Annotated in this window: 9 protein-coding genes and 2 pseudogenes; 4 read left to right on the forward strand and 7 right to left on the reverse strand. The window is 48.5% G+C overall.

Features of this window, described 5'->3' with window-relative positions; translation table 11 throughout:
• Positions 1 to 25: 25 nt before the first annotated feature.
• On the reverse strand, positions 26 to 616 hold the full coding sequence (locus tag CGZ75_RS18285; RefSeq protein ID WP_089525638.1) for a hypothetical protein: 591 nt from the start codon (positions 614 to 616) through the stop codon (positions 26 to 28).
• Positions 617 to 799: 183 nt separating this feature from the next.
• Between CGZ75_RS18285 and CGZ75_RS18290 the strand changes: the two genes are divergently transcribed.
• Both CGZ75_RS18290 and CGZ75_RS18295 read left to right on the forward strand, forming a co-directional pair.
• Complete coding sequence (locus tag CGZ75_RS18290; protein WP_089525639.1) at positions 800 to 1,333, forward strand: PH domain-containing protein; 534 nt, start codon at positions 800 to 802, stop codon at positions 1,331 to 1,333.
• Positions 1,320 to 3,011 (forward strand): PH domain-containing protein, encoded by a 1,692-nt coding sequence (locus CGZ75_RS18295; RefSeq protein ID WP_089525640.1) that lies wholly within the window; start codon positions 1,320 to 1,322, stop codon positions 3,009 to 3,011. Before CGZ75_RS18290 ends, CGZ75_RS18295 begins: the two co-directional genes overlap by 14 nt.
• A gap of 531 nt (positions 3,012 to 3,542) precedes the next feature.
• Here CGZ75_RS18295 and CGZ75_RS26015 read toward each other — a convergent pair.
• From CGZ75_RS26015 to CGZ75_RS18310, 3 genes and pseudogenes are all read right to left on the reverse strand, one after another.
• Positions 3,543 to 4,082 carry a GNAT family N-acetyltransferase gene (locus tag CGZ75_RS26015; protein ID WP_281255127.1) on the reverse strand — a complete coding sequence of 180 codons (540 nt, stop codon included), beginning with the start codon at positions 4,080 to 4,082 and terminating at the stop codon, positions 3,543 to 3,545.
• 117 nt (positions 4,083 to 4,199) lie between these two features.
• Positions 4,200 to 5,072 (reverse strand): annotated as a pseudogene (locus CGZ75_RS18300) (kanamycin nucleotidyltransferase C-terminal domain-containing protein); the annotation flags it as partial.
• A 515-nt stretch (positions 5,073 to 5,587) separates the two neighbouring features.
• On the reverse strand, positions 5,588 to 5,935 hold the full coding sequence (locus tag CGZ75_RS18310) for a hypothetical protein (RefSeq protein ID WP_089525642.1): 348 nt from the start codon (positions 5,933 to 5,935) through the stop codon (positions 5,588 to 5,590).
• Positions 5,936 to 5,994: 59 nt separating this feature from the next.
• On the opposite strand from CGZ75_RS18310, the gene CGZ75_RS18315 reads away from it, so the two are divergent.
• The gene (locus CGZ75_RS18315; RefSeq protein WP_089525643.1) at positions 5,995 to 7,308 is read left to right on the forward strand and encodes a DUF3238 domain-containing protein; all 1,314 of its coding nucleotides are present in this window, start codon (positions 5,995 to 5,997) and stop codon (positions 7,306 to 7,308) included.
• A 474-nt stretch (positions 7,309 to 7,782) separates the two neighbouring features.
• Here the strand turns inward: CGZ75_RS18315 and CGZ75_RS26540 are convergent.
• The 3 genes and pseudogenes from CGZ75_RS26540 to CGZ75_RS18330 form a co-directional block, all read right to left on the reverse strand.
• Positions 7,783 to 8,804: pseudogene (locus tag CGZ75_RS26540) on the reverse strand (ISL3 family transposase); the annotation flags it as partial.
• Positions 8,805 to 9,046: 242 nt separating this feature from the next.
• Positions 9,047 to 9,334, reverse strand: coding sequence for a GNAT family N-acetyltransferase (locus CGZ75_RS18325; protein ID WP_089525644.1), 288 nt, complete (start codon positions 9,332 to 9,334; stop codon positions 9,047 to 9,049).
• Positions 9,335 to 9,521: 187 nt separating this feature from the next.
• Positions 9,522 to 11,369 (reverse strand): ABC transporter substrate-binding protein, encoded by a 1,848-nt coding sequence (locus CGZ75_RS18330; RefSeq protein ID WP_176444907.1) that lies wholly within the window; start codon positions 11,367 to 11,369, stop codon positions 9,522 to 9,524.
• Between the two features lie 124 nt (positions 11,370 to 11,493).
• On the opposite strand from CGZ75_RS18330, the gene CGZ75_RS18335 reads away from it, so the two are divergent.
• On the forward strand, positions 11,494 to 11,694 hold the full coding sequence (locus tag CGZ75_RS18335; protein WP_089525646.1) for a hypothetical protein: 201 nt from the start codon (positions 11,494 to 11,496) through the stop codon (positions 11,692 to 11,694).
• The last annotated feature ends 192 nt before the right edge of the window (positions 11,695 to 11,886 follow it).

Genomic DNA, 11,886 nt, shown 5'->3' on the forward strand with positions numbered 1-11,886 from the left:
CAAATGTTTCTGCTTATTATACGGCTTAACTTTGCTTTCGGCTTCGCCTAAAAAGAAGCATGATGACAAATGCAGCCAGGGCAACTCCGCCGGCTAGTGTGGAAATGGTCCACCCAGCGGTGGACGAATTGGGAGTCTCTGCGGGTTCGACAGGCAGCGGAAGCTGGCCGGAGCCAAGCTGGACTAGCCTCTTTGAAGAGCCCGTATCCGTCAATTTCTCTGTCGCGCTGCATGAGCTTGCGACGAGTTTCCCTTTTTTATCCGTATAGGCAAACACTAGATAACGCTGACCGTCCTGGAATTGGAATCCGCAGCTCTCCCCGCTCATAGAGGTGTACACGACCGCTTCGCGGCCGATCTCACCTTTCCAGACGGCTTCTGTCACCAGCCTAACTTGATAAGGATTCCCGTCGTCTTCTATGAAGGGAGCGGTGAAGGGGTTCGCAAAGCGATCGCGGATGAGGACAACTTTGCCGCTGAATACGGCGTCGCTTTTAGCCAATGCTTCCTGTGTGGTGCCAGGAGCGACACAGGAGCAGGCTTGGACAGGGCTAGGTAATACTATTATCGAGAGCAGCAAGGCCAACACTAAAGTAATTCCCGCGTACTTTTTCATTCTATCGATCCCCCTCTTTTCTGTTTTCAACGTTCAAAGTCTGCCCTTTCGACGGCACGGATTTACAAATTGTTGCAGGACCTAGGGAGGGGAAAGGATGTTATGATTGACCTTTATCGCTATTAGTGATGCAACTTGCCAGCCTGTGAGGCGTATAGAGAGGGACGATTAAGGGGGAGCCGTATGAAGGTTGGAGAAGAATATAGTCTAGATGAGAACCAAGAGAATCAGAAGAACCAGGAGAGTCGGGAATTGCTGAAATTGGATCCGCGAGTTATTGGGGTCAACAAAATGGAAGGGCTATTCTCGCTTGCGGTTGAGTTGGTCATTGTGCTCGTACTGCTGTGGCTGACGATTCGGTTTGATTGGTACGTGTGGATCGTGAGTACATTCGCAGCCTTGCTGGTGGTACATATCCCGGTCGAGTTGTTCTGGATGCCCAAACTGCAATATAAAAGCTGGCGCTATAGCATTCGGGAGCATGAGATTGAGCTGCATTATGGGATCTTTACCCGCAAGCAGACGCTGATCCCGATGGTACGCATCCAGCATATCGATACGAAACAAGGACCGATCCAGAAGCGCTTTGGAATCGCGACGCTTACTGTAGCGACGGCTGCAGGCAGCCATTCTATCCCCGGGTTGACGGAAAGTGTCGCCGAGGATTTACGCTGTCGGCTTGTTACCTTAACGAGGGCGGCCGATGATGAAATCTAATCCGCGGGAAAAGGGAGAAATGAAGCGGCTGCACCCGATTTCTATATTGTTCTTTTGCGCCAAGGGGCTTAAGGAAATGTACGGTTTCCTCCCGATCCTGCCGCTGATTGTTCTATGGGGACCGAGAGTGACGGGTATGGAAGTGAGCCGCTTTTGGCTGACGCTTGTAGTCGCTTCTTTGGCTGTAGCGCTGCTCGTACTGACCGCTTGGCTGAGATGGAGCCGTTTCCTCTATGTGGCAGATGCAACGGCAATTAGCATCGAGCATGGCGTCTGGACGCGTCAGAACATGTGGATTCAGAGAGAGCGGATTCAGTCTATCGATACTACGCAAAATATTGCCGATCGCATGTTTGGCCTCATCCAGCTGCGCATCGAGACGGCTGGCGGCGAGAAGCCGGAAGCGGTGCTGCCGTCGTTGTCCGCTGCGGAGGCGCAGCGCATTCAGTATACGCTCGGCTTTGCCGGAGCTAGTGCTGGGCTTGGCGCTGGGGGTGAAGTGGGCCGGGAAGTGCCACTCGCCGCTGTTGGACTGCAACCCCAAGCCGATTCCACGGCTGACAGATTGACGCCGGAATGGCATCAAGCAGCAGCTCTAGAGGCAGCCCATTCCACGGCCGGACTGCGCCAAGCTGCGGCTTCGACCGTTCAGGGGGAGGGGGCTTTGGCTCCTCATGTTGGATCAGCAGCTCAGGGAGCGGCACTGGAAGATGGGGCGTCGCGAAAAATAAGCCCTGTCATGTTGTGGAGTTACGCTCTTACCTCGTACAAAACGGGTTTCGTTTTCCTGATTTTAGTTGGGATCATTTCACGACTAGCAGACAATTGGTTCAAAGATATTGATTTGCTGGATCTGCTAAGCACTTGGCTTGGCTCCTCCTGGCTGCTCATATCCTTACCAATTCTGTTTCTGCTCGCCTGGGCGATAACCACGCTGGAGCTGTTGAATTCCAACTTCGGATTCCGGATCCAGCGCATAAACGGCAAGCTGAAGGTAGAAAAAGGATTGCTGGAGAAAAAGCAGCAAACAATTGAATTGGAGCGGATTCAGGCTCTGCAAATCGTGCAGCCCATCCTGCACCGACCGTTTGGCTGGTTCAGCGTCCGTGCTTCTATTACCGGCAACTTGGATGAAAAGGAAAAGTCCTTTGTTCTGTTCCCGATTTTGAGGAAATCGGAAACCGAAGCTTTTTTGCAGGAGTTTGCCCCAGCGTTCCACATCCCGGAAACCTGGAACAAGGTGGAGCGCTCGGCGTGGATGCCTTATGCGGGATGGCCGACGTTAATCGCCATGATCGTAGTCGTCCCCGGCCTGATCTGGATTCCGGAGCCGTATCACTGGTTTAGCTTGCTGTTACCGCTGTTCGTTCTGTTAACTGGCTGGCTGGAGCATCGCAATGCAGGCTGGGCGCAAGGGGAAGGGCAGCTGGCTATAAGCGGAGGCGGCCTGGAGCAAGTGCAGGTGCTGATTCCGAAACGGCGAATTCAGTGGCGCCGCATGTCGCAAAACCGGATGCAAGATCGAAGCTCCCGAGCTACGCTGCGGATCAGCTTGGCCGCCGGCAAGGGCGAGCAGTCGTTCAAGCTGCGGCACGCGCCAGCTGATGCCGTACTGACGCTGCTGCAGGAAGCCTCGACGAGGCAGACTCGTGTTCGCGTGCCGGATCGTTTGAGCTAACGGAAGTTCCACGACTTCAATGTTTTCTGTTCCTCATCAAGGCCTTCACCGCGACCCGGTGTCATATAGGCCGCACCAACTTTTTACACACGTAATTTAACAAGCTAGTGGACTTGGGAGGATTAAAGGTGGATTGGGAAGAGTACATCCAGATATGGGATACTTCATGCATTCAGCTGGTGGACATTCGCCAACATAATCGCTTGTCTCAGCCTTGTCGGGACAACTACGGCTTAGATAGGCCTAAGTCGTACCACCAAGTCAGTCTCGTATTAATATGGTCCAGCACAATTTGTATGATTTTTCACTCAACCTGCATTCGGGCCGTGCTGAGTTTTTGGATTTTGTACGATAAATCGTACAAATTAGCTGGGCAGAGATGACGAAAGCTCGGCTTTGTATGTTTTATCACACAAAGTGTTGAAAAGCGGCGGCTCCACACCATTTTTTGTATGATAAATCGTACAAAAAAAGTTGCGTTGCCCGAGAAATACGAGTTCAAACCCTATTCAATTCAAATCGAGGGTTCCGCTATTCGTTAACAACTGCTGCTTCGTAAAGCGGGTTTCGTTCCCACTCTTCCCGCAATAGTCCCATCCGTATGGAGTCGTAATACTCACCCTTCCAATAGCGAACTTTGCGCAGCCGCGCTTCCAGCGTCATGCCTAGCTTCGTGCCTGCCCGCATCATGCGGACATTGCCGGACCAGGTGGTGAAACCAACACGCTCGAGCGGCATTGTACGAAAAAGATGGCTGATCCACTGGCGCAGCGCCTCGGTGCCAATGCCTCCGCTCCAATATTTCGGTTGAAAGATGACGATGCCCATTTCTAGCCACAGAGAAGGCTTATGCTCCCAATAATAGCTGACCGTACCGATCAATTGCCCATCCGCCTCTATGGCCCAGATGTCATCCTGATCGATATAGCTGTTTTTGTCCCCAATAAAAGTCTCGTAATCCATCGATTTATGTTCATAATAGGGCGCATCCCAGAGCTTCCATTCAGGAGACTCTTCCTTGCGGCTCAGCTCCCACAGCGGCATTAGATCTTCTTCACGGAGGGGGCGAATGACGGGATGCTGAGCAACGGACTGAGAAGCTTTTGCTATTGAAAAAGTGAACCCTGCGACCGCTGCTGCATCCTTCTCCTCGAACTCTCCACGTCGTCTATATTCAATCCCAAGCTCCTCGAACCACAGGTTCAGTCCGCTCCACAGCTGCTCGCAGTCGGCATAAACTTGCTCCATCTCCTGTAGCCGGCCTGTTGCAACTCGTTCAGCCAGCTCGGCAAAGCCGTCCGGTCGGGAGGGCATAGCTGCTGCCTCCTGCATCGTCCGTGCACGCGTCGTGAAGGGCTGGCGGTTCGCGAGCCCAATTAGCTTTGCTGCTTGCCAGCTCAGATCCATCGCTGCATACGGAAGATGGGCCCAGTTGCCCTGCTCTTTGCTGTTTCGGATTTTGCCCATCGTTTCATACGGCTCCCACACCATGAAATCCCGCATCACCTCGCGGAAAGCCGCATCTGAAGCGCTCGACGCCGCTTGTGCGCCTAAAGTGAACAACCCTTGTGGATCATGCAGCGAAAGGATGGCTGTATAGCTGCCCGACCAAATCGCCCAATTGTCATCAACAGAGGCGGCCTTGGTCAGCCACTGTTTGCGGGATTTAGAGGTAATCTCCAGTTTGAAAGGAAGTTGGATATATTCATCGCCCGGAATCCCCTCTCCGTCATGAGTCACGAGATGCAGCTCGATGTCGGAATAGGGCCCGTCACTGCCCCTGGCGACAGAACCATAAACGCCGATGGCGAGAATTTGCCTAGGGTAGGCGGCCAGTAGATTTTCTTTGATTTCATGGATGAAAGCCATCTTTTGCGTATGAGAGGTAGGGACAGGGTAGGGGAGCATGAGTTGTTCTCCTTGTAGTTGCGGCAGGGGCGGCGAACTCACTCCATGCGGCAGGTTTGATACATTAAGTATACTTGAGGCGTTACTTGGCTGGCAGGGAGAAAACGATTTTGAAAAAAGTACGTATGAGAGGTTGTTCAAAAAGGCCCCCATTGATCACGAAGTAAAGCAGGAAGCCGACTCGACATCGAATCTTGTGTTCACCTTCGAAGTCCGGTGCTCATGTAGGTTTGCCAACCTCCTTCTTCCCGTTCACACAACCTTCTCGGTGCTGAATGGCGACCTTTTTGAACTCGCACTATGAGGGAATAAATTTACGGAACTGTGTACCAGTCATCTGCCATTTAACATTGATAATAATTACAAAGTAAACCCGGGTGCCGACTAATGCTGTTAAGCAGATGCTCTGCTGGTTGTAGCTCGGCACAGACAGAAATGGTCGGCTTCACACAAAACCAATAAGATTTACGATTGTCACATAGACGCGCGCTACGGCTCCTTTTCAAAACAGAAAATAGCCGACCGCCATGTCGAATCTAATGTCGAAATGCGGCATGGCGGCTCCAGATAATCCCGATCAATAAGCCAATCAATAAGCCAATCAATAAGTCCTTTGAGACCATTCCTTTTATTTGGATTATATGAAAAAATTAGCCTAAAGGAACATATCATACCTTTTTTGTTCTTGTGAGTATTTCAAATGCTAGTGAATAGAGAAAGGCGGCGATTAATGAAGTATAACCAAATCCTATATCCAAAAAAAATGGAGCTGCTCCAAAACCCAGAAGAATTAACACTCTGAAAACTGATGATTTAATATCATTTAATCTAAAAAAATATATGGCTATTAGTGAAGCCAAAAAACCGTAAGTAAACACATACATGGCAGCATAAACTGATGCCACAATAAAAAATGCTATTGTGAAACTTTCATCAGAATCAATCATTATAACCAACGGAATTGCAAATGTAACTATCGATGCTGATATTAGACTAATTATAACTTTATTTATCATCTGTTGAATCGACCTCCATAATATTAAAATTTATTTCTTAAAGGAGATTGAAATTCTAAATGAAATTCAAAATTGCCACAGTTCTTCTTACCAGTGCTCTTTTGTTCTCACCACTCTCTAATCAAAAAATGGATGCAGCTGAGATTGATCAAACTCTTAACTTCCTCCCTATTAAAGCTTCCACAGATTCAATCTCCCTTGAATGGAATAAAGCAGGGAGTTTTTATGAGCTATATAAAAATGAAAATCTTATTTATAAAGGAACTAACAACAATTTCACAGACATAAACTTAGAAAGTAATCATCCTTATCAATATTATTTGCGTGCAAAAGATAATAGAGGGAATGATCTTGACGTTGCTAAAATTAAATCCAGCACTCTTAAAGAAAATGGTAATGGTTCCAAAAGGATGGTTTCTGAAGATGGAATTGCTGCAAGTAATTCATTTGAAAACCTAAGAATTGATACAATTAGCAAGAATAATGAAATTAAACTTGATTGGACCGACATTGACGGTGTATATGAATATACTGTTTTCAAAAATGATAAACAAATTGGGAAAACCAATGAAAGCAATTGGATTGACTACATTGACTCATCTCAAAAACAAGTTTACAAAATGATTGGTAAACGGAAATTGACATATGATGAAAAATTAAAAAGATCTAATCAATTGAAAGGTACTGTTACTGAAGATGTTTACAATTCCGATATTTCGCCTATAACAGATGAGGTTATTTATGAATTAACAAAAATTGTAGAACCATATAAGACTGAACTTCAATCATTGAAAGCTTCCGCAGTTTCATTGAACTATACTATTCGATATCAAACCTTTATTGGTGAAGATTATGTTGAGGCCCCAGCTGATACCCAAAATCGTTGGCTTAGAGGCAACAATAGAGGTTATGACCCCGATGCAAACTATAACACAAAAACTAATTCAGACGCGTTTGTATGCTTCTGTAAACCTTCCGATGTAACATTTTATAAATTTGTTGGTGCAACAGATGTATATACGAAAGTGAATGGAGAGTTGCAATACCTTACCACTGACCAAGCAAGTACTGATGGAATTACAATGAAAAATCTAGAGAAGACATCCGGTCACATAGCTTTCCAGATTTATCACGATGTAGGTATTCCTATAAAAGTAAGAAATATCTCACCTCCACATATTAACGTTGAACTTGCTGCAGACTTTTGGTCAGATGGGACTTATAAGTTCGCAGGGTGGCATGATGCTGCACCAAATCATGAATTTTATTTAAGAGAGAATGGAAAATGGGCCACATTACATCGTGCTGACAAAATTGACTTTATCTATCTCGCTCCTCCTACTACAGATATTTTCTTCCATGCTGAAAAGTAAATCTTAAATAATAAACAGATCCCATTACATTAAACATAAGATACTCCCATTGCAAAATCAATCCTTGAACTAGGTTGAAGCTCGCCCGATTGTTCCGCCGGCGAAGCCGCGTCCGGGATCCGGTAAAGCTACTGGCGCGCCAGTAGCCCCTCCGGAGCCGGCCACGGACGTCAAGGGTTGAACAAATGAGCGCAGGAGATTCTGACGCTCCAGACCAAGCAAGCAGACGGGGTCAACGACAAGCCGAAGAGCAGATAGCAGGGCACAGACGCGCCGAGATGGGGGCCACATGGGGAACCGTGTTGGCTTTTTTGTGTTCTCTATGGGGGCGCGCGACTACGAGCGTGGGTTGATCCGAAGGATGTTTGGCCAAGCTGCAGCTCCACCCCTGGTGTCACCAACGTGTTGGTCTGGATGAAACTGCTCCTCGGGCATCAATAACTCATAGTCACATTTAGTCATGCTGCATTGAAGACCCTGCTCGCACCAATGCCCACATCCAAATGTAGCCAAAAGCTTGGAGAGCAGTCATAGTCATACCAGGCTGTGAACGCTTCTTTCCATTCCCACACGCTGCGAAGAAGTGGAGTGTAGTTCAGAAGTGTCTCCAAGCGGGTTCGACTTGTTTGATCAAGCGATTCCGCTGATGGATTCAGCAACCGATGATTTGCTTTCAGATACGCCTTTGCCTGCGGTTAAAGCTCGCGCTGAACCGATTTCCGAACTTCCTGCACGCTTTCAATCACGTAACGGTGTACGTGAAAACGATCCGCGATGCGAATCGCATTCGGAAAGCACTCGCTAATCCAGGTATGATAAACCCGGGCCATATCCATAACCACCGCTTTGAGATGAAGCAGCAGGAATCCCGGATGTTTTATGGTATACATCCGCAAATCCTCCATCTTTCGGCCAGGCAGTACATCCAGCATACTTTCGCCTTTGAGGTTGTGAATGCCCGTGTTATAGGTGTGGCCTTTCTTTATGGCAAAGTCATCGACTCCCAAAATCAGTCCTTCCATTTTTCACGCTTCTTCCCAGACGCGTTCATAGATCTTCTCACATTCCGCTGGAACCGCCTCGTTATGCATGCGTTGTACGGTACTGGCTGGCGCTTGTTGCATCCGGGCGCTGTGCGCAGCCGTGGAACCAAGAGCTTGTTCGACGGTATGGGAGCGAAAAAGCTTGCTGTAACGCTGCTTGAATCCGACGAATTCCTACGTCCAACCAAACCCGATTTCGCAGCAGGTACAATACATCCGGATGGATGTATTCTGCAAATAGGTTTTCTTCTCGAATACACAAAGATGACGGACGATCCGCATGTCGTTGGTTCCTTTACAAATAACAGGTTGGACGGATCCGCAGCATGGACAGCACTGCTTGTCGTCTACGGGACAGGTTTCCAGATGAAGTTCTTCCGTATCAATGGACAGGATTTGGCGAATCTCTAGCTCTGGTAAATAAATCCATTCATTGATATAATTAGTCTGCATCTGCTCATTCCTTTTGTTGTGGGGTAGGACTTACAACAATACAGGAATAGCAGATGTTTTTCCGTTTTCAGCCTTGGATTATTTCGTCAAGCACTGATTTCGGTTTTGAGCCGTAATTGTTCTGGTGTTAATTTTTGGTTTAAAAATGATAAATAAACAGCGTCAAGGAATAGGAGGGACAGTATGAAACAATACCGGTATCGTCGCATGAATCCATCCTTTCAGAACTATTGAGTTGCTTGTTATTGGAGCACAAACTGAATCAGACGACACTCTTCTCCTCTATATACTTCCATGCCTGTTCGGCTCAACTCTTTAAATCCTGATTTCTCCAGCATTTTGATGGAACGGATATTCGATTCATGTGCTTCTGCATAAAAAACGGTAATGCCTAGTTTCTCTGATGCATAGTCCATCCAAAGCTTCGTTGCACTAACCCCAATTCCCTTGCCCCATAATCCACTTTCTCCAATTGCAACACCTATTTCAGCAGTATTTCCTTTTATACTGGCTAAATCTACATATCCAATTAGTCTATTTTAAACTTCTATCCCAAGCCGAATAAAATCTTCTGATTGGAAAAGTTAAAGTCCCCCTCAGTCAGTGGTCTGATTGTTAACGGTGGAATGTCATTGGACTCAAAGTTCATTTTAATTAGCATATGGATTACCTCGGATTATAAAAGTTTAAATTATGCAAATTTATAAAAATCCTCGATTAAGAGCGAAGCTCCGTCGCCGCGAGCTCCGGTGCGGCCAGACAGGTTTCCAGCCAAACATTTTTGAAGTCGACCCAGCCGAGACGATTGAGGCGCACACCTTGCACGGACGGATGCAGATAGGTGCTGAGCTGCTGATGATGCAGAAAAATAATGGTTCCGTCGTCACGCAGATGCTCCTCCACCTGCCGCAAAATCTGCCGTCTTGCAGCTGCGTCGGGTGAAGCTAAAGCGGCATCGATTCGCCCGATAATCCATTCATGCGTATCATCTTCGAGATAGTTGTGCAGCAGGCATTCCTTATGCTCGTAGGCTTCGATTTCACATACCTCATCCTCGGCGATAACAATTCTCCAGATCGCCAGATCTGAATCGTGGAAAGTCAGTCCGCATCCGTGGACGACATATTCGATCTCCAGTACAATGTCCCACTCGGCAAGCCGCTTCTGCATCCATGTGATTTCATCTCTGTATTTCGGGTCCACGACGACATGAATCGGTGTTCCGTCATACTCTGCCTCGCGCAAGGCGGAGCGCAGCCGTTCTGGTCGGAGCGGCTCTGATGTGCGCATGGCGCTCGTTTCCGGCAGGAAGCCGTAGGCTGGAAAAGAATTTTTTTCGGCCAGATGTTCTACTAGGTCAGCCGGGTCCAGAATCATGCGCACCGCACGTCGGAAAGCTTCCGATTGCTGCGGCCCAGGCTTGCGTAGATTCCAGCCCATCATCGCGCAGCCATGGCATAGCTTTTGGATGGGTTGCCAGTCATCTGAAGGTGGCAAAGTATCCGGAGAAGTCTCCGGATCATAATAAAAACCATCGCGAATCTGCATCATGCCTGGCTGTGATTGGGTTAGCGGCTGACATTCTTCCGGCATAATGATCATGTCCACGTAATCGAGGTATGGACGGCCTCCATAATACAGCTCATGAGCGCTAAGCTCGATGCGGCATGAATTATTGCACAGAAGTCGGAAAGGACCCGTACCGATCGGTTTTTGCCAAAATTGTTCTTCCGCATGTCCTCCGAATCCGTCCGGCAGCAGAGATGCAGCCGTTGAGCAGACGAACCGCTCAAAAATATAGTTGGGCTTGCTGAGCTGAAAACGGACGACATGCGATCCAATGGCTTGAATATCTTGTACTCCCCGCAGAAGCCAGCGATTCGCCGTCTCGCCGCGCAGCCTTTGGAACGTAAACACGACATCGCGGGAGTTCAGCTCCCGTCCGTCGTGGAACAGGATTCCTTTGCGCAAAAAGAAGGTCCATTCGGTTCCTTCAGCGTTCACGCTCCAGTGGTGGGCGGCAGCGGGCACGATGCGCTGCTCTTCCTCGCAATAACGCAGCAGCCGATCGAACAGTTGTCGCAATAAATGAGCATCAAGCGCAAAGTTTACTTCCGCTGGGTCCAATGTATTGACCTTATTTAGGATGGGGAAGCGGAGCCTATCCTGGGCTGCGCTGTCTGTTTTTTGCTCTTTTTTATAGCCGAATTGACCGTCTAGCCATCCTAGAAACCTCTCCCTAACGTCCGTTCCCCCTGTATATTCGCCCAGCAGCTCGAAGGCAGCCTTGTAATTGCCGCCCGTCGCCGCCTCTTGCAGCAGCTTCATCAGATAATCCTCCATAGGTGCCAGAAAAGAAATCCGGGAACGATGCCCGCGTCCTCGCCCGGGATGCCAGGTTATCAGCTCCTCTTGCTGCAGGCGGCGGAGAATGAGCTTGGCGTTGCGCGGTGTGCAGTAAAGAGCTGCAGCGATATCTTCCAGTGTAGCCTCGACAGACGAGCCTAGTTCCGAATCGCCCGAAAATCGGTTTAACAGAGTCAAGTAGCGCTCGTTCGCATACATTGGGGTTGGCCTCCTTGGTGAGCGATGATGGCAAAAGAGGAAAATAGTTGAAGCGATTATACGCTTTTTAACCCTTTTTGCACAGAGCATACTTGAGTCATATCGAAGAACGGAGGATGGACCTATGTTGGATTATAATTACTTGATTGAAAAGCTGAATGAACACCGTGAGAATGAGCTGAAAAAGAAAGCCTATTGGGAGTGGGAAACGCCGTCTCGCAGGGATCGGCGCTTGTATCGCGCAGCCCGGAAACAAGCTTCCCGGGGAGGCTGGCTCAGCAGAGCTGCCGCGAGACTCACTGCACTGATGTCACTTCGCCGGTGAAGGGGCGGATGGTAAGGATGTGGCTGGCAGCTTTTACGCCCGTCGGGCGTAGCATGATCGATGAAGTAGCAGGTATCGCGCGAGTCGGTGTGAGCAGCGTAAGTAAACAGCGGCGGGGTTTATCCGCCAGGGGCAGAACTTCCTACATGATCAGGGTCGAAAAGGTCTGCTTTTTCATGGTGAAGCGAAAGC

The organism is Paenibacillus herberti (genome assembly GCF_002233675.1).
In the GTDB taxonomy this organism is placed as follows: domain Bacteria; phylum Bacillota; class Bacilli; order Paenibacillales; family Paenibacillaceae; genus Paenibacillus_O; species Paenibacillus_O herberti.

Coding starts and splice junctions, on each gene's coding strand:
- CGZ75_RS18285 (WP_089525638.1), bottom strand. CDS start 616: ATGAAAAAGTACGCGGGAATTACTTTAGTGTTGGCCTTGCTGCTCTCG.
- CGZ75_RS18290 (WP_089525639.1), top strand. CDS start 800: ATGAAGGTTGGAGAAGAATATAGTCTAGATGAGAACCAAGAGAATCAG.
- CGZ75_RS18295 (WP_089525640.1), top strand. CDS start 1,320: ATGATGAAATCTAATCCGCGGGAAAAGGGAGAAATGAAGCGGCTGCAC.
- CGZ75_RS18310 (WP_089525642.1), bottom strand. CDS start 5,935: ATGATAAATAAAGTTATAATTAGTCTAATATCAGCATCGATAGTTACA.
- CGZ75_RS18315 (WP_089525643.1), top strand. CDS start 5,995: ATGAAATTCAAAATTGCCACAGTTCTTCTTACCAGTGCTCTTTTGTTC.
- CGZ75_RS18330 (WP_176444907.1), bottom strand. CDS start 11,369: ATGTATGCGAACGAGCGCTACTTGACTCTGTTAAACCGATTTTCGGGC.
- CGZ75_RS18335 (WP_089525646.1), top strand. CDS start 11,494: ATGTTGGATTATAATTACTTGATTGAAAAGCTGAATGAACACCGTGAG.